12 protein-coding genes and 2 pseudogenes are annotated in these 17,870 nt (G+C 53.5%); 7 read left to right on the top strand and 7 right to left on the bottom strand.

Annotated elements, in window-relative coordinates:
* Window positions 1-16 precede the first annotated feature (16 nt).
* A complete protein-coding gene (locus tag EGM51_11790; GenBank protein QBG48044.1) occupies window positions 17-259 on the bottom strand; it encodes a hypothetical protein in 243 nt (80 codons plus the stop codon).
* Between the two features lie 388 nt (window positions 260-647).
* Between EGM51_11790 and EGM51_11785 the strand changes: the two genes are divergently transcribed.
* Complete coding sequence (locus EGM51_11785; GenBank protein QBG48043.1) at window positions 648-1,898, top strand: IS110 family transposase; 1,251 nt, start codon at window positions 648-650, stop codon at window positions 1,896-1,898.
* A 291-nt stretch (window positions 1,899-2,189) separates the two neighbouring features.
* Here EGM51_11785 and EGM51_11780 read toward each other — a convergent pair.
* Window positions 2,190-3,545, bottom strand: a pseudogene (locus EGM51_11780) (DDE transposase).
* A gap of 94 nt (window positions 3,546-3,639) precedes the next feature.
* On the opposite strand from EGM51_11780, the gene EGM51_11775 reads away from it, so the two are divergent.
* Entirely contained in the window at window positions 3,640-3,882 is a 243-nt protein-coding gene (locus EGM51_11775; protein ID QBG48042.1) for a hypothetical protein, read from the top strand.
* A 155-nt stretch (window positions 3,883-4,037) separates the two neighbouring features.
* The gene (locus tag EGM51_11770) at window positions 4,038-5,294 is read left to right on the top strand and encodes an ISL3 family transposase (protein QBG49304.1); all 1,257 of its coding nucleotides are present in this window, start codon (window positions 4,038-4,040) and stop codon (window positions 5,292-5,294) included.
* A gap of 108 nt (window positions 5,295-5,402) precedes the next feature.
* Here EGM51_11770 and EGM51_11765 read toward each other — a convergent pair whose 3' ends face one another.
* Window positions 5,403-5,918 carry a hypothetical protein gene (locus tag EGM51_11765; protein QBG48041.1) on the bottom strand — a complete coding sequence of 172 codons (516 nt, stop codon included), beginning with the start codon at window positions 5,916-5,918 and terminating at the stop codon, window positions 5,403-5,405.
* Window positions 5,919-6,323: 405 nt separating this feature from the next.
* Entirely contained in the window at window positions 6,324-7,418 is a 1,095-nt protein-coding gene (locus tag EGM51_11760; protein ID QBG48040.1) for a GntR family transcriptional regulator, read from the bottom strand.
* Between the two features lie 135 nt (window positions 7,419-7,553).
* Here EGM51_11760 and EGM51_11755 point away from each other — a divergent pair, with 135 nt between their 5' ends.
* The 4 genes from EGM51_11755 (at window position 7,554) to EGM51_11740 (ending at window position 13,049) form a co-directional block, all read left to right on the top strand.
* Complete coding sequence (locus EGM51_11755) at window positions 7,554-8,468, top strand: carbohydrate kinase (GenBank protein QBG48039.1); 915 nt, start codon at window positions 7,554-7,556, stop codon at window positions 8,466-8,468.
* Window positions 8,465-10,213, top strand: coding sequence for a hypothetical protein (locus EGM51_11750; protein ID QBG48038.1), 1,749 nt, complete (start codon window positions 8,465-8,467; stop codon window positions 10,211-10,213). Before EGM51_11755 ends, EGM51_11750 begins: the two co-directional genes overlap by 4 nt.
* 53 nt (window positions 10,214-10,266) lie before the next feature.
* Window positions 10,267-11,772 (top strand): mannitol dehydrogenase family protein, encoded by a 1,506-nt coding sequence (locus EGM51_11745; GenBank protein QBG48037.1) that lies wholly within the window; start codon window positions 10,267-10,269, stop codon window positions 11,770-11,772.
* 68 nt (window positions 11,773-11,840) lie between these two features.
* A complete protein-coding gene (locus tag EGM51_11740; GenBank protein QBG48036.1) occupies window positions 11,841-13,049 on the top strand; it encodes a carbohydrate porin in 1,209 nt (402 codons plus the stop codon).
* A gap of 62 nt (window positions 13,050-13,111) precedes the next feature.
* Here EGM51_11740 and EGM51_11735 read toward each other — a convergent pair whose 3' ends face one another.
* The 3 genes and pseudogenes from EGM51_11735 to EGM51_11725 all read right to left on the bottom strand — a co-directional run bounded on the left by EGM51_11735 (window position 13,112) and on the right by EGM51_11725 (window position 17,779).
* Window positions 13,112-13,996, bottom strand: a complete 885-nt coding sequence (locus EGM51_11735) for a hypothetical protein (GenBank protein QBG48035.1) — start codon at window positions 13,994-13,996, stop codon at window positions 13,112-13,114.
* A gap of 62 nt (window positions 13,997-14,058) precedes the next feature.
* On the bottom strand, window positions 14,059-16,239 hold the full coding sequence (katG, locus tag EGM51_11730; GenBank protein QBG48034.1) for a catalase/peroxidase HPI: 2,181 nt from the start codon (window positions 16,237-16,239) through the stop codon (window positions 14,059-14,061).
* Window positions 16,240-16,553: 314 nt separating this feature from the next.
* A pseudogene (locus tag EGM51_11725) lies at window positions 16,554-17,779 on the bottom strand (pyrophosphate--fructose-6-phosphate 1-phosphotransferase).
* Between the last annotated feature and the right edge of the window lie 91 nt (window positions 17,780-17,870).

Genomic DNA, 17,870 nt, shown 5'->3' with positions numbered 1-17,870 from the left:
GCTGGTTGGCTTATTTTTATTGGTTCCTCATTAAGTTGAATTGTCTTTGTTCTTCTTCCCGCTGTTCCTGATCACGTTTTATTTTCTGTTCATATTCCCGTTCTGTCATTCCAGACTTCTTTTCATATGACTGATCGTAGGATTCGGCTATGGCCATGTCCGTTCCTGTTTTCTTTAAAAAAGAGGATGAGCATCCTGTTGCACTCAAAACTGCAAGAAGGAACCCCGGGACAATAAACATGTGTAATTTTATTTTCATTTCATCTGTGGTCAGCGTCTAAAAAGATTCTCGTGTTTAGCCTGACTCAACGGGCGTTGTCCAAGTAGGCTCCACGTTCTTATAGGTATTCCAACTTAATCCGGCAGCCGGAGCGGAGAGCCCTGTGAACCGCTCTGAGCGGAGGCTGCCTGGCGACTGTTCTTTTATATTTTTCATTGATAATTTTCCGCCCGAGAGGGCACGCACCGGCTGGATACGAATTTCGACCCTCAAGCACTCCAATGCCTGTAACCAGCCGTTCGATCCAGTCGGTGCGCTTCGGCCGACAACGAATACTCGGATGTCGTCATCTAATGATGACCGACTATAAGACTTTCGCAGGTCCGGAGCCAGCGTGTTCCTTCTTAAAATACAACAGGAGACGGACATGAAACAGACACCGAAAAACAGAATGTTTCCGGTCGTGCCTGGTATCGACTGGGCCGATGAAAAGCACGACATCTGCCTTTGGGATGCCAAAGAGCAAGCCCTCGAGTACGGGGTGATCAAACATCGTCCGGAAGTGCTGGATGACTGGTTCTGCAGACTGCGGGATCGTTTCCCCGGAGAGCCCATAGCTGTCGGGCTTGAGCAGTCTAAAGGGGCATTGGCGTTCCAGTTGATGCAGTACGGATTCATTACGATCTACTTTGTGCATCCGGCCACCGTGGCGAAGGTGCGCGACGCCTGGACCCCGAGCGGGGCCAAGGATGATCCTTCCGATGCGGAACTGATCATGAGTCTCGTCCGGGATTCAAATCATAAACTTAAGGCCTGGCGTCCGGACAGCCCCGACACCCGCAGACTGATGCTGTTGACGGAGCATCGCCGGAAGCTGGTGGATCTACGGGGCAAGCTGACCAATGAACTGCGGTCCTGCCTGAAAAGTTACTATCCATTGGCCTGCGAGGTCGCCGGCGATAAACTCAACGAACGGCTGGCGCTGGATTTTCTGACCCGCTGGCCCTCCTTTGAAAAGCTGAAGCGTTCACGCCTTTCCACCGTTCGCAGCTTTTATACCCACGGAAACAGTCGTTACTCCGGGGGGATTGAAAAACGGCTTGAGGCCATCGAGCAGGCCGAACCGGTCACCACGGATGAAGTGATCACGGAAAGCTTCAGCATGCAGATGCCTGCTCTGGTCGCCCAGCTAAAGCAACTGCGTAAAAGTATTCAGGACTACGACCGTCTAATCGTCCGCACCTATGCCGGCCATGACGATGCAGCCATCATTTCAAGTTTTCCGGCCACTGGAAAAGTATTCGGCCCCCGACTCATCGCAGCAATAGGAACCGACCGCAGCGGAAAAGCCCATTGGGTGCACCGCCGGTGGAAGTGCTCCAACTTCGTCCGGCAGAGTTTCCATGAATGGGCCAATGAAACGACCAAACATTCATTGTGGACCCGGGCCTTTTACATCCAGGCCCGTGAAAAAGGGATGGGTCATCAGGCCGTTCGTGCTCTGGCTTACAAATGGATCCGCATCCTGTACCGGTGCTGGAAAGAGCAGATCCCCTACGATGAACTGCATTACATCAGCCTCCTCAAAAGACGGGGCTCCGGATTAATCAAAATCATATACGAACACCCCGACGCCATTAGGTTAAACGGGCCGATAGAAAGTCAGTTTTTACGTTGACGGACAACCTCAGATGGCTGGTTGGATGTTTTTTCTATTGCCCGCTTGCCTCAAGTGCTGCTTGTCGTGCTTTAGCAAATGATGGGATCAAAATGGCAGCACAGAATCCTAGCAGCCTGTCGGAGTTAAAACACTGCCTGACTGCAAAACTACGAAAGACTTTTCTGCTGAAGCCAAATAATTCATCTCGATGCAGGATTTAACCCGGGAAAACGCGAGAATAGGTCGCGCCAAGGCCTTGGCGTGCTGTTTTGCGGTTCGGAGCGGTCGTTCCGGGGCGCACCTTCCCGATAGGGTGAAGATTTTCTTTAGATTGTAGCTGAGGCAGACGAGGCTCCATTCGGTTTCGGCCTTCTCTTTCCCTCGCATAGAGAACCGGCGGAAGCCGAGGACTTCCTTGATGATCCCGAAGACGGGCTCCACGGTCTGCTTACGTTTTTTATAGAGTGCTTTGCCTTCGGGCGTATTGAGGCGGTGGGCCATCTGCTCCTTTGCGGATGCGTCCGGCGGCGGCGCAAGGGCGATGGATTGTTTTTCAAGATCGGCGACGCTGACGTGGTGTCCACTTTTGGCCATGGCGCAATAAACGCTCGGACCAGCGTTGGCCTCCGCTTTCCTGACGGCGTCTTCGCTGTAGTAGCCGGTATCGGCAAGAACGTTTTCCGGATCGGCAACCTCGGCAGGGATGCTTTCGAGCACGGGGTTGAGTTGCTGCTTGTCGTTGGGTGCGTCGGTGACGAGCTGGCCGACGATCAGATAGGTTTCGGTATCGACTGCGGCCTGTGCGTTATAGGCCTGCTCGAAGTGGTTTCCGTTCCCGGCTTTCATGATCCGGCTTTCGGGATCGGTGAAGTTGTACTGCTTGTGGTCGGGCGGCGTTTCCGATGGAGGCTGGGGCTCCTTGCCGCGCGGTTTGCGTCCATTTCTACGTTGGTCGTCGCGCCTGGATTTCTTCTTTTCGTAGTCCGCTTGTTTCTGCAGGTGTTCTTCTTTGTAACGCTCCTCGATGATGGAGCGGGCTTGCTCCAAGCTCTTGATTCGGTCTTCGCGCCGGACGATTTCGTCTGGAATGCTCAGCCCGTCGTCGAGCGGAACGTTGTCGATTTGTTCGGCTTTGGCCGTGAGTTGCTCAACCTCCCGGCGCAGCAGTTCGATCTGCTCGCCTGCGTATTTATAGCTGACGGCGGAGTGCCTGCTGGCATTGGCCTTGATTTTGGTGCCGTCGATGCTCACGGTGCCGACCTTCTTGAGCCCGGCGGTCTCCTGCGCCATAAGCAACACCTGCACGAAAGCCTTTTCGAACAGCTCGCGATTCGTACGGCGGAACGTGCAGATGGTGTCGTGATCGGGATGCAGGTCGCCCCCGCAGATATAACGAACGATGACATCCGACCAGGATGCCTCCTCAATCACGCGCGAGGAGAAGCGGCCTGTAGCGTAGCAATAGATGAGCAGGGTCAGCATCATGCGCGGTGGATACTGCTCGTCGCCGGTTCCCCGCCGGTTGACGTGGAAGTTTTCGCTCGGAAGCCGTTCCACGGCATCAATCAGAAAATGAACGATGTGGTTCTGAGGAATCCAGTCGCGAAGATCCGGCGGTAAAAGCATCGGGGTATTGCGGTCGAGGTTTTTGAGTCGAGTAGCCATAAGTCTAATCCGTTAAGACTAAACCAGTCTATCGTAGGTGCCTTAAATCTAAAATAGATAAGTCCGACAGACTGCTAGGATGAAAACAACTACCATGATGAGTGCCAGAATTCCAAATACCCGGAAATATTTGGCAAGTTTTTCCATTGCTGTGGTGAATGTAGTTTCATCATTTGTTTCAAATGATGTGGTTATAAGATTGGCCGCTTGTCGCAACAAAGCTCCCATCCAAATAGGAATCCAGCAAATTAGTATTCCCCAGATGCTGAAAATTGAGAAAATGCCTTGGACAATCAGAAGAACGCTGGCGATGCGCATCCATTTTCTGGAATTGTAAAGAGGTTCAGATAGACGCTTAACTATTGATTCATGATTCATATTTTTCGGGTCTTCTGCTGAATCTGTGGGTAAAAAATAATGATTAACGCACCGGGCAACTTATCTGTAATGTGTGGTCTACCAGAACTGCACAACACAGAAGAGGTATGCCCGGTGCGAATCCAGACCCTACTCAACAGAGTTCATCCGCTCAAATCATTTGTTTACTCCGCCTGCCGTCTGGAACTGCGTAATGCCGGTCCGGCGTTGGTGGCGGAAATCAGGCCCCGACTCAACGGCAAGGTGCTTTGCTCGGGGTGCGGCAAGCCAAGGAAATGCTACGACCGCCAATCGGTGCGGCAATTCGAATTCGTTCCGCTTTGGAATATTCCCGTCCAACTTGAATACCGAATGCGCCGAGTCAACTGCCCCGAATGCGGTGTGAAGGTCGAAAAGGTTCCGTGGGCGGATGGAAAGTCGCATACAACCAAAGCGTTTCAGCTGTTTCTTGCCCGCTGGGCACGCAGACTCTCGTGGAAGGAAACCGCCGAATCGTTCCACACAAGCTGGGACACGGTCTACCGCTCGGTCAAAGCCATTGTCAACTATGGGCTGGCGCACCGCAACCTTGACGGCGTGATGGCCATCGGCGTGGACGAAATCCAATACGGCAAGGGACACCAATACCTTACCGTGGTCTACCGGATCGATGCGGGGATGCGCCGCCTGCTGTTCGTCGGTAAAGACCGTACGGCCAAAACCCTGCTGCGGATCTTCCGGGCCTTCGGCCGGGATCGCTGCGCCCGGCTGGAGTTCGTCTGCTCCGACATGTGGAGGGCCTACCTCAAGGTCATCGCTAAAAAGGCCCCGCAGGCATTGCATGTGCTCGACCGCTTCCACATCATTCAGCATCTGAACAAAGCCGTGAACCAGGTTCGTATCGACGAGGTCAAACGCTTACGGCAGGAGGGCTGCGATGACGAGGTGCTTAAACATACGAAATACTGCCTGCTCAAAAACCCGGAAAACCTCACCGAGAAACAGGCACTCAAACTCAATGATGTGCTCACCTACGACCTGAAGAGCGTCCGGGCCTATCTGCTCAAGGAAAGCTTCCAGCTCTTCTGGAACTACACGAGCCCATACTGGGCAGAATGGTATCTCAAGAAATGGAGCACCCGAGCCATGCGCTCGCGACTCGATCCTATGAAAAAATTTGTCGGAACGATCCGGCGGCATCAGCCGCTGATCCTGAACTGGTTCAAAGCCAAGAAGGCCTATTCATCAGGCGTCGTCGAGGGCCTGAACCGCAAAGTAAATCTGGTAACGAGAAAAGCATACGGCTTTCGAAGCTACGAAGTGCTTGAAATCGCCCTGTTTCACACGATGGGCGACCTCCCGGAGCCGGAAGCAACCCACAGATTTTGCTGAAGAGGCTATTTTTCCTTCTTCATCCAACGTCCAAAGTGAGCTTGAAGGGAATCAGGCATTGACCGAATTAATCAACGTTGTCCTGATAGGCTCTAATTTCTGGTTCGATTAATTTAATGTCTGAATTTGGTCATCCCAATTAAAAATATTTAGTGTCCATTTGTTATCTGCTTTGTAGAACATGAACCGCCAGACAAGAGGATGGTTTTCACATTTTGCAATGTACTCAAACTTAACAAGTGATGGGCTCACATTTTTTTGGGAAACAAATTCGTACCCGCAAAAATCACCAAATCTATTTAGAGTTAAAGAGATTTGTTTTTTGGTCGCAGCTTGAGCCGCATCCATTTCTTGTTTAGGGAGGAATGTGTATTTTTTGATCTCACTGAAGGCTTTGTCTATTTCACCTTTTCCAATATGAGTCATGATCTGATCACATCGGGTTCTAAGCTCCAGAGTGTCTGCAATGAACTCAGTGTTTTCATTAGATAACTCTTCTGTGAGAATCTTTTTGGAACCAGCTTGATACGCTTCAGCAACTTCCTTCATCAATTCCTTGTTTGGATCTTGTTCTCTACAACCGACAAGAATCGTGAGAATCGTAAGCAAATATATTGGTCTCATGTTTTTCCTTATATCGGAAAAATTTCGCGTTGTTTATTTTATAAATCACGATAATAAAATGTTAGATGATCCGTAAGGAGAAAATTAAGTATTTTCAAGGGTTGAGCTGGTGCGGTTTTGCAGCAGGCGAGCCGCCTGCGGTACGATCAGGTTCCGATGCCATCGAGGCAGCGGCGCAGGCTGGTATCGCCGGCCGCCGGCCTGCCCCGTATAACAGATGATTTGCTTTATAGGGGTATCCTGTTAAGGCCACATCAGTTACTCGTATGCCTGTAGGCCCGATGTCCCATCGGGCGGGTGTACGCTGAGCCATTCAGCCGGGCGACGGGGTGGGGCACCTGATCCTGCCAAAACTTTGCGTACTTTGTGCTTAATGGTTATAAAATTTCGAATGTCTGGATCGCTTTAACCAATCGGGCCGCAGGATGAGTTTCTGATGATCAGCTGACCTTTCAGCGTTATGCGCTGTACCGGACTTTCCGGATGCCGGATGCGGTTGAGCATAACGTTGGCCGCTACATTTCCAATGCCTTCGCAGGGCTGGTGGTAGCTGGTCAGCGGGACGCTCAGCAGCGAGGCGTATTTGACATCATCAAATCCGCAGACCTGGACCGACCGGGGAATGTCTATGCCGTAATCGATCAGCTCCCGAAGCAGCGGGGCGGCGGTTGCGTCGTTGGCGCAGATGATGCCCTGGACGCCTTTCTTTACCAGTTTCTGAAGGGTTTTACGCGGGGCATCCGGCTGATATTCGACCTGTTCGAGTTCTCTGGCCGTTCGTCCGGCATGCACGAGGGCCTCGGAGCTGCCGATGCGGCGCAGCTGCACGGTCATGGCCGGATTGGGAGCCGATACAAAGGCGATTTTTCCGCATCCGTTATTCAGGAGATGCCGGGCCATGATGTATCCGGCTTCGATGTTGTCGATGCCGATGAGGTCATACGGGGTCTGGCGGGGCCAGGGGTAGACATCGCGGTCGAGCAGGACTGTCCGGATGCCGGCGCGGCCGAGCCGTTTAATAATGCCCAGGTTGAATTCCTCCTGATTGGGGATGTGCTCAACCGGTGTGAAAAAAACGCCGTTTACTTTTTCATCGATAAACTGATCGGTGAGTGCTTCCGCCAGATGGCGGGGATCGGTATCCATACCCAGTTCGGAGGGGCGGATGATTCGCATGGATTCGCGCCCGGCGGTGTGGGAAATGCCGGCGCAGATCGGTTCAAAAATCTCGGTTTCATGCAGCCGGGGAATGAGGAAGGCGGCGGTGAGAGCCGACTTGCCCGGCGGAAGCACCTGAGTGCCGAAACCGGCGCGGCGGCGCACCAGTTTTTCATCGCTCAGCAGTTTCAGCGCTTTGGCGACGGTGGGGCGTGAGGTGCTGTATTTTTTAGCCAGATCCTGTTCGGTTGGAAGGAGATCACCGGGTTTATAGGTTTGGTTTCGGATTAAAACGCGAATTTCTTCGGATATCTGTAAGTACCTTGGTTTTGAGTGGTTCATGCATTAAATGTTATGTAAATGTTAGATATATGCAAATATAAAATTAGCAAATAGATTTACAAACAGACCTTTCATGAGAACCTGTGAGTCTCAAATCAGGAAAGTCTACAGCCCCGACGGGGAGAGGAGATAACGATGAACAGAACATTTAATGTGGCAGGAATCGGCGAGCTGCTCTGGGATGTATTTCCGGAACACAAGCGCCTGGGCGGTGCCCCGGCCAATTTTTCATGTCATTGCGGTCAGCTGGGTGCTAACGCCAAACCGGTCAGTTGCGTGGGTGCAGACCCGCTCGGTAAAGAGATTCGTGAGGGGCTGAATGAACTGGGGATGTCGGCGGATTTTATTTTTGAAACGCCGGAGTATCCGACCGGTACAGTGGATGTGGTGCTGAATGAAGCCGGGAAACCGACCTATGAAATTCACGAAGATGTGGCGTGGGATCATATTCCCTGTCCGGAAGAGCTGAAGGCATTTGCGGCCACGCTGGATGCGGTCTGTTTCGGTTCGCTTTCGCAGCGTTCCGGCGAATCGCGTGGCTCAATCCGTTCTTTCATCTGTGAGGTTCCCGATAATGCGCTGAAAATCTACGATGTGAATCTGCGTCAGTCTTTTTATTCGAAGCCGATTATTGCCGAGTCGCTGGAGCTGGCGAATGTGCTGAAGCTCAGCGATGAAGAGCTTCCGGTGCTGGCGGATTATTTTGATCTTCAGGGCGATACAGTGGAGCAGCTGAAGGCGCTGCGCCGGCTGTTCAGCCTGAAGCTGATCTTTTTCACCCGCGGGAAAGACGGAAGTATTCTGCTGAGCGCACATGAGATCGATGACTGCGCCGGTTGTGAAGGGCTGGCGGTGGATTCGGTGGGGGCGGGTGATTCGGCGACGGCAGCGCTCTGTATGGGCGTGCTGCAGGGGTGGCCGCTGAGCAAAGTGAATCTCTACACCAACGAAGTCTCCACCTTTGTCTGTATGCAGAAGGGCGCCACTCCGGTTCTTCCGGAGTATCTTGTTAATTATGAATCAGTTACTGAATGTGAGGAGAGAGTATGAACGCGAACTTCCAGCATCTGAAGAGTATCAGTGAAGAACAGCTTCCGGTTTCAAAGCATAAACTGCACGGCTGGGGCCACTTCCTCGGTCTCTATGCCGGTGAACACGTTGCTGCCACCGAGTTTGTTATCGGGGCCACTTTTGTTGCGCTGGGCGCAAAAACCATGGACATCCTGCTCGGTCTGCTCATCGGGAATATTCTGGCGATTCTCAGCTGGACGATGATCACCTCGCCGATTGCCGTGGATACACGGATGAGCCTTTACAACTATCTGCATAAAATTGCGGGCGATAAAATGACGGCATTGTATAACTGGGCGAACGTCATCATCTTCACGGTGATATCGGCGGCCATGATTACGGTGTCGTCGACGGCGGTGCGGTTTCTGTTTAAAATACCGGCACAGCTGGCGTGGTATCCCACCAATCCGTGGTTTGTTGTGGTGGTGCTGGCGGTAGGAATCATAGTGGTTTTTGTGGCTATGTATGGTTTTAATGCGGTTTCTGAATTTTCGGGAATCTGTGCGCCCTGGCTGTTTGTCATGTTTACCAGCGGATCGCTCGTGCTGATGCCGGCGCTGTCCAATGCTGTACTGGGTAAAACGGTGCTTGACGGATTCGGCGATTTTATGGCGATCGGCAATCAGTCGATCTGGACCGGTGTGAATGCCGCCGGCGAACCGGGCATCGGCCTGCTGGAAGTGATCGGTTTCGCCTGGGCGGCGAATACCATTACGCATTTCGGTCTGATCGATATGGCGCTGTTCCGCTATGCAAAGAAAAAAGTCTACGGCCTCTGTACCAGTTCGGGCATGCTGTTCGGTCATTTCATTGCCTGGATTTCCGCGGGTATCATGGGGGCCGGCACAGCAGTGCTGTTGAAAACCACGATTACCGAGCTCGATCCCGGCGATGTGGCGTACTATGCCCTCGGTCTTTCCGGCTTCGTGATTGTGATCATCGCCGGCTGGACTACGGCGAATGCCAATCTCTACCGTGCGGGACTGGCGGCGCAGGCGATTTTTCATCGGCATTCCCGGAAAAAAACCACGCTGGCGGTTGGTGTTGTGACGGTGATCGTGGCCTGTTTTCCGTTCGTTTTTACTAAAATGCTTCCGATGCTGACCTATGCCGGGCTGCTGGTGGTTCCGGTCGGAGCCATTGTATTCGCAGAGCATGTGATCTTTCCGAAAATCGGCTTCACCCGCTATTGGGCGCGGTACCGCAAGCTCACCCACAGTACACCTGCAATTGCCTCATGGATTGCCGGTCTGGTTTTCGGATTCGGGCTGAATGCTCTGAATGTGATGTCGTTCTACTATCTCTTCATTCCGACCTGGCTCTTCACTATTGTGCTCTACACGCTGATGGCGAAGAAATACGGTGCGGCGGAATCGTATCCTGAAGAAGAGGCAGCCGATGCCGCCTTTGATGCGGAAGTGGCGGAATACCAGGATTATCTGGCCGCCCGTACTCCGCAGCCGGTTAAGGATACTACGCTGCTGACCAAAGTCCTGACCTGGACCTCGATCCTCAGCCTCGTCATTACCATGGTGCTCGCCTGCATCACCATGTGGGGCAGTCCGGATATGGAAACCTATGATGTGAACCGCGCTCTCTTCTATCGCTACGGTTTCATCTGCACCATCGTGTATTTCGTGCTGGCTTACTGGGCGATGCGCCGCAAAAAAGCCTCGGTTGAAGCACCGGCGATTGTCGCCGAACCTGAAGCTGTCGTTTCATAAGGAATTAAAAAATGGAGGGCCGCTGTCCCTCCGGAAACTCTGAGGAGAGTGTCATGAATAAATCGATCAAACTGAACCAGAAAAATCTGCCGCTGCTGGCGGATAAAATGATCATTCCAACCTATGACCGCAGTAAAATGAAAGCGGGCATTGTACATGTGGGTGTCGGCGGGTTCCACCGCTCTCACGAAGCCTATTACACCGGATCGCTGATGAATGAATCCGATGCACTCGACTGGGGGATCTGCGGCGTCGGCCTGCGGGAAGCGGACCGTAAAATGCGCGATATTCTCAAAGAGCAGGATTATCTGTATACCCTGATGTTCAAGCATCCCGACGGCCGGGTGAAAGCCCGTGTCATCGGATCGATTATCGATTTTATGCTGAGCGTGGACGATCCGATGGCGGTGATCGAGCGGATGGCCTGCGCGGATACGAAAATCGTTTCCCTGACCATTACGGAAGGCGGCTATAATTTCCATCCCGCCACCGGCGAATTCATGTTCGATAATCCGGATGTCCAGCACGATCTGGCCCATCCGGATGCTCCGCGACTGGTGTTCGGCTATCTGGCCGCCGCGCTGAAAAAACGCCGCGATGCCGGGTTGCCGCCTTTCACTGTTCAGTCGTGCGACAATATTCAGCATAACGGTGACATGACAAAAAAAATGCTGCTGGCTTTTACGGGAAAACTGGATGCGGAACTGGCTGAATGGATCGAAGCCAACGTCTGTTTTCCGAATGCCATGGTGGACCGCATTACGCCGGTGACGACCGCATCGGACATTGAATATCTTCGGACCGAGTTCGGAGTGCGCGGTGCATGGCCGGTTACCTGCGAACCGTTCTGTCAGTGGGTGATTGAGGATAATTTTTCCAACGGCCGTCCGGCCTGGGAAAAGGTCGGTGCTCAATTTGTGCCGGATGTCACGCCCTACGAAAAAATGAAAATCCGGTTACTGAATGCAGGTCACTCCGTACTCGGTCTGCTCGGTTCGATTCACGGCCATGAAACGATCGATGGTGCCGTTACGGATCCGCTGTTCAGAAGTTATCTGCGCGCCTTTATGGACCGTGAAGCAACGCCGGTGCTCGACGAAGTGGAGGGGATCAATCTGGATGAGTATAAAGACAGCCTGATTGAGCGCTTCGGAAATCCGAATATCAAAGACAGTCTGGCGCGCATCTGTCTGGAAAGTTCGGCCAAACTGCCGAAGTTCCTGATTTCCACGATCAATGAAAACCTCGCTTCCGGCGGAAGTATTGATTTTGCAACGCTGGTGATTGCTGCCTGGTGTTATTACAGCGATAAAGGGCTCAGTCGGCATGGTGTGGAGCTGGATGTTGTTGATGAAATGAAAGACGAGCTGCATCTGGCGGCGATGGGCACAGAGGATGATGTACTTTCGTTTCTGCGGCTGGAACCGATTTTCGGTGATCTGGTTGACAATGAACGGTTCTCCCAAACCTATGCGGCAATGGTTGAGGCGCTATACGAAAATCCCGACATCGCACGGCTGATGGAGCAGGTTCTGGCCGGAGAGCGGCAGGCGGTATAATCGAAATTCACCCGGGCGGAGACCGGGATGCGGCGGCATCCCGGCTCGACCGAAAATGAGGAGTGAACATGAAAAATACATTTACAGGGTTATGTGCAGCACTATCGCTGACGGCCGTTGCTGAAGAGGCGGTTCAGAATAAAGCGTGGTATGAAGAGGAGCGGCTGTTCAGTCGGCACGAAAGTATGGAAGAGGCGGGAATTTTTCCGTTCCTCTATTTTGATTCCATCTATGCCGCGAATGTGGACGGCGGGATTGAGACGGCCGATAATTTTACGGCGCAGACCTATGCCGGGGTGGATCTCGATCTGGAAAAACTGATCGGGTGGGATGGAACCAGAATTAAACTATCCATAGTCAACCGTTCCGGTAACGGCATTGCCGGCGATGTCGGCGGCATTTATGACCCGATGACGATCAACGGCGGCGCCGAAGGGCAGGTGACCTGGCTCTATCAGGTCTGGATCGAAAAAATGTTCGGAGAGGATCTGGCGGTTAAATTCGGCCGCACGTCCATGGATGAGGATTTTGCCGATAACGAGCTTAACCGGTATTCACTCAGCACCTCCATTAACGGTCCGGTTCGTTCGCTGATGCTGGAGAATTCGCAGATTTATTCCTTTCCCCTGGGGCTCTGGGGCGGCCGGGTGAAGTATACGCTGAACAAAGAACATCAATTCCAGCTTGGTGCTTATCAGGTCAGTGATTCCATCTGGAGCGATTACGTGAAGGGAACCGATTGGAGCTGGCGCAGCGATGACGGGGTAACCTTTATGGCGCAGTATGACTGGACGCCGGAGGTGTTTGACCGTCCGGCCCGTGTCTACCTCGGCATCGCGGATTCGGTATATGACTACACCGATTTTGACGGGGGCGAAACCGGGAATCTGCTGAGCTTCTACGGACATGGTGATGTCGAAGTGATGGAGAATCTGCGTCTTTTCGCATTCGGATCCTATACGCATCAGGACGAAACGGCCAAAGTGCCGATGCAGATCAGCGGCGGTGCAAACTGGAAAGGGCTGTTTCCCGGGCGCGAAAACGACCACACCATGTGTTTTGTAACGTATGGGAAAATCAGCGATGAATACGGACGGTATGTTTCCGGCGGCGATGTGGATGCGGAAATGGTTTATGAACTGGGCCATCGGATTCAGATTATTCCGAGTTTCTACATTCAGCCGTCCGTGCAGTATATCGTGGACCCCGGCGGCGGGACCAACGGTGATATTGATGACGCCCTTGTTCTGGGGGCCTGGATTGGTGCGTCTTTCTAAAAATTCTCCCGGACTGCCGGCCTGTTCCGGTCGTTGGATTGCTGTTCCGGCGGCCGGATTTTTTATAGGAGGGTCTTCAGGTGCCGGCCGGTGGTTCCACAGCATCCGCCGAGTATTTTTATGGCGGTGGTACGGTGCAGGTTCAGCATGCAGCGGCTCCAGTCCTCAATCGGATCGGCTTTAACGGTTTCGGCCGCTTCGAGTTCGGCATGCGAGAGGGAGGAGGCGTTGGCCTGAATGGAAAGCATGCGCCCTGCGGCATTTCCGGAAAGTTCCGAGGTCCGGAGGAATGCGGGGTAGCAGCAGTTGACGCCATATCCCGTCGGCGGCCGCCGGGTTGCGGAATCAATGGTTTCAATGGCCCGATCAAGCGGTGTGCCGTCGAGGATGCGGCCGTCTTTGCCGATCACAAAACTGATGATATACGGCAGGCCGGTTGCGGCCATGGCCCGGGCGATGCCGAGGGCTTCTCCGACTTCCGGAAGGGTGACGGCGTAGAGGAAGTCTGAATCGGTCAGGCGTTCGATCTGCCAGGAGTGGAAATCGTAGGCGTCTTCGGTGCCGGGCGCTTCTTCGGGTTTATAACAGTCATTTTGACAACCGATCTGTCCGGCAACGATGATGCGGGAATAGTCCTCTTTAAATGCTTGCTCAAAGGCGACGGCCTGATTGTTCAGATCGTCAGGAATGTGCTCTTCAGAACTGCGGAGCTTATCAAGCCGCCAGGTCGGTGTACCGATGACTATCGGCAGGCTGGCTTTCCGGGCGATGGCTATATACTCTCGCACAAAGGCGCGGAGAATGTTCCGTCCTTCCGGAGTCAGGATCATCAGAGAGGTCGCAAGCCGGGGATGCATTTGGCCGGGATGTGCCCGGCGAACCCGCTCGGCAATGGCGGCCTCCATCAGGATTTTCGGACAGGATCGAAGTGCTGCTTCAAAATTCATGGTGCCATTAAACAGAAAAAGCGCCCCGGATGGGACGCTTTTCTGTTTCCAATAGCTATAATTCAGGCGACGTCGAACCGGTCGAGGTTCATGACTTTGGTCCAGGCGGCGACGAAGTCGTTGACGAATTTTTGCTTTGCATCGTCCTGGGCATAGACCTCGGCCAGTGCACGGAGCTGCGAGTGCGCGCCGAAAATAAGGTCGACGCGGCTTGCGGTCCATTTCCGTTTTCCGGTCTTCCGGTCAAACCCTTCGTAGAACCCCTCTTTTTCAGCGGGTTTCCACTCCGTTTCCATATCCGTCAGATTCACAAAGAAGTCGTTGGTGAGCGTCTCCTTCTGTTTGGTGAGGACTCCGGTTTTCGCCCGTTTAAAGTTGGCGTTCAGTACACGGAGGCCGCCGATGAGCACCGTCATTTCGGGCGCGGTCAGGGTGAGCAGCTGTGCTTTATCAATCAGCAGTTCTTCGGCGGAAACAGCATATGTTTTCGGAAGATAGTTGCGGAATCCGTCAGCCAGCGGTCGAAGATATTCGAAGGAATCGACTTCAGTCATTTCCTGCGTCGCATCGGTACGGCCCGGTGTGAAAGGCACCTTGACTTTATATCCGGCTTTGGCGGCCGCGGCTTCCACTGCGGCATTACCCCCCAGAACAATAAGATCAGCGAGGGATACCTGCTTCTTATCATGCTGTCTGTTGAAACCGGCCTGAATAGCTTCCAGCACTTTGAGCACTTTTTTCAGGCGAGCCGGCTGGTTGACTTCCCAGTTTCTCTGAGGGGCGAGCCGGATACGTGCGCCGTTGGCTCCGCCGCGTTTGTCGGAACCTCGGAAGGTGGAGGCCGAAGACCAGGCCACGTAGACCAGATCGGCGATCGAAAGTCCTGCGTCGAGAACCTGCTGTTTGAGCGCTTTAATGTCCGCTGCGGAAACCGGTTTGTGGTCTACGGCCGGGACCGGATCCTGCCAGATCAGATCCTCTTCCGGAACCTCCGGGCCGAGATAGCGCGATTTCGGTCCCATATCGCGGTGGGTCAGTTTAAACCAGGCGCGGGCGAAGGCTTCTCTGAATTCCTCCGGATTTTCATGAAAACGTTTGGAGATCGGACCGTAGATCGGGTCGAACCGCAGGGCGAGGTCAGTGGTGAACATGACGGTTCGTACACGGATCGACGGATCTTCCACATCCGGGGCCAGATCTTTTTCCTGTACATCTTTCGCATGCCACTGCCAGGCACCGGCCGGACTCTTGACCAGTTCCCATTCATAGCCGAAAAGCATATCGAAGAATCCGGTGTCCCATCGCGTCGGCCGGGGCGTCCAGGCTCCTTCGAGGCCGCTGGTGATGGTGTCGCGGCCCATGCCTTTGCCGAAACTGTTTTTCCAGCCGATGCCCATCTGTTCGAGCGGCGCCGCTTCGGGTTCGGGGCCGACATGGGAGGCATCGCCGGCGCCATGGGTTTTCCCGAAGGTATGCCCGCCGGCGATCAGGGCCACTGTTTCCTCGTCATTCATGGCCATTCTCGCGAAAGAGTTTCGGATATCCTTTGCGGCGGCCAGCGGATCGGGTTCGCCGTTCGGGCCTTCAGGATTCACATAAATCAGGCCCATCTGAATGGCGGCGAGCGGATTATCCACATTGTCGGGGTCCAGGTCGCGTCCGTCATTATCCAGCCATTCCTTCTCCGAGCCCCAGTCCACATCCCGGTCCGGTTCCCAGACATCTTCGCGTCCGCCCGCAAAACCGAAGGTCTTGAATCCCATCGATTCCAGGGCCACGTTGCCGGCCAGAATGATCAGATCGGCCCACGAGATTTTATTGCCGTATTTCTTTTTTACCGGCCAGAGCAGGCGGCGGGCTTTATCGAGGCTGACGTTGTCGGGCCAGCTGTTGAGCGGAGCAAAACGCTGCTGGCCTCTGCCCGCACCCCCGCGTCCGTCGCCGACACGGTAGGTTCCGGCGCTGTGCCAGGCCATACGGATCATCAGACCGCCATAGTGCCCCCAGTCAGCCGGCCACCAGTCTTTGGAGTCGGTCATGACGTGCCTGAGGTCTTTTTTTACGGCCTTCAGGTTCAGTTTGCTGAATGCTTCCGCATAGTTGAACGTTTCGTCCATCGGGTTGGATCTGGGAGAATGCTGATGAAGAATATCCAGATTCAACTGATTCGGCCACCAGTCCCCGTTTGAGGTTGTTTTGCTGCTTCCGGCTCCCGTAAACGGGCATTGGCTTTCGGTGCTCATTTTTTTCTCCTGGTTTGTGTGCGCATTCCTTTGTTGATCCTGTGTGCTATTCACCCCTTTTACTGAAACTCATTATATAATTCTTTTGTGATTTGTGAAATTTATAAAGACAGCTGCGTCGGTAAATTATAGATATCGATATGATCCTCCAGCCAAGGCTGGATGGTATCACCTATTTCGGTCGTGGCAAGGGGATTGGCAGCATTCAAACCATAGAAAAAAAGCGTCCTCCGGAATTTCGGAGAACGCTTTTCTGAGTCGAGACCGTGAACAGCTGAACGTGATCACGCTTCAGCCATTACGACATGATTTTTTTAGTGACTGACTTCCACTTTAGTCCCTTTGGTCTGGCCGATGTCAGCAAGGAGTTCGCCGAACCACGGTTCGTCAATATTGAACGGTTTGCCGCCGGCAATGCGCGGAAATTCGCAGGCGCGGAGCTCATCGTTATTATCTTCGTCATGACCAACCACACCGCCAATGCCGGCGATCGCGGAATCAACGGCCACGTCGCAGCACTCTTTGATGAGTTTCAGGTCGGCTTCGTTGGAGGCGGCGGCGCGCGCATAGTAGCCGGATTTCTGAATCAGGACTTTTTCAGCACCGAGCAGATCGGCAAACTGTTTGCCGAACCAGGCTCCCGGATTGATGGTGTCCAGTTTCACGTGGCCGAAAGCATCGCGGATGATTTCTTCGCCGGCGGCTTCCTTTTCCTTGATGATGGCATCAACGCCGGCCCCTTCGGAGATGAAGATGTTCACGTTATCGACATCGTCCATCACTTTGGTGAGGCGCTTGGCTTCCGCGGCAATGTCGATATCCATTTCCGGAACGAAGATGGCGTGTACGTCTTTACGTTCTTTGGAGAGTCCGATATTCGGCAGGAAATCGAGTTCTTCGAGGCGTTCATGGTAGACCTTGGCGGTGTAGGCGGTGAGCCATCCGCAGTTGCGGCCCATGACTTCGTGGATGATGAGCATACGCGGATTCGCGTTGTGCTCGGCGACTACATTCTCGAAAAAGCGCGCACCTTCTTCGGCCGCGGTCCAGGCTCCGAGGGACTGTTTGATCGGATAGACATCGTTATCGATGGTTTTCGGGAGACCGACTACGGTCAGTTTGTAGTCATTTTCAGCCAGATAAGCTGCGAGATCGGCTGCTGTGGTGTTGGTGTCGTCGCCGCCGATGGTGTGGAGAACATCCACGCCGTCTTTCACGAGCTGGTCTGCGGCCACCTGAAGCGGATCCTGTCCTTCTTTGACGAGGCCGCGTTTTTCGCAGTCTTTGACATTGGTGAGTTTGACACGGCTGTTACCGATGGGGAGCCGCCGTGTTTGTACAGTACCGCTGCGTTTTTACGGATTTCATCGGTAATTGTGATGGAGTCGCCGAGCAGCAGGCCTTTGTAGCCGCCGACGTAGGCAATGATTTCAGTTTCCGGGGAAATTTCGGTGTAGCGTTCGATCAGGCGACCCACCGCGGTGGAGAGACAAGGGGCAAGTCCGCCGGCGGTCAGCAGGGCAACTTTCTTAACAGCCATGTTTAATTCCTTTCAATTGAAGTGGTTAAAAATGAAGCGCAAATAATGGGAATCGGGGCTGAAAACGCAAGCGGGAATTGCCTGCAATCGA

The organism is Verrucomicrobia bacterium S94 (genome assembly GCA_004299845.1).
Lineage (GTDB): Bacteria > Verrucomicrobiota > Kiritimatiellia > Kiritimatiellales > Pontiellaceae > Pontiella.
This window is presented reverse-complemented; position numbering and strand designations above follow the sequence as displayed.

Bases quoted from the DNA above. Each gene is read 5' to 3' on its own strand.
- EGM51_11745 (QBG48037.1), top strand. From the start codon at position 10,267: ATGAATAAATCGATCAAACTGAACCAGAAAAATCTGCCGCTGCTGGCG.
- EGM51_11735 (QBG48035.1), bottom strand. From the start codon at position 13,996: ATGAATTTTGAAGCAGCACTTCGATCCTGTCCGAAAATCCTGATGGAG.
- EGM51_11785 (QBG48043.1), top strand. From the start codon at position 648: ATGAAACAGACACCGAAAAACAGAATGTTTCCGGTCGTGCCTGGTATC.
- EGM51_11740 (QBG48036.1), top strand. From the start codon at position 11,841: ATGAAAAATACATTTACAGGGTTATGTGCAGCACTATCGCTGACGGCC.
- EGM51_11750 (QBG48038.1), top strand. From the start codon at position 8,465: ATGAACGCGAACTTCCAGCATCTGAAGAGTATCAGTGAAGAACAGCTT.
- EGM51_11760 (QBG48040.1), bottom strand. From the start codon at position 7,418: ATGAACCACTCAAAACCAAGGTACTTACAGATATCCGAAGAAATTCGC.
- EGM51_11755 (QBG48039.1), top strand. From the start codon at position 7,554: ATGAACAGAACATTTAATGTGGCAGGAATCGGCGAGCTGCTCTGGGAT.
- EGM51_11765 (QBG48041.1), bottom strand. From the start codon at position 5,918: ATGAGACCAATATATTTGCTTACGATTCTCACGATTCTTGTCGGTTGT.
- katG (QBG48034.1), bottom strand. From the start codon at position 16,239: ATGAGCACCGAAAGCCAATGCCCGTTTACGGGAGCCGGAAGCAGCAAA.
- EGM51_11790 (QBG48044.1), bottom strand. From the start codon at position 259: ATGAAAATAAAATTACACATGTTTATTGTCCCGGGGTTCCTTCTTGCA.
- EGM51_11775 (QBG48042.1), top strand. From the start codon at position 3,640: ATGATGAGTGCCAGAATTCCAAATACCCGGAAATATTTGGCAAGTTTT.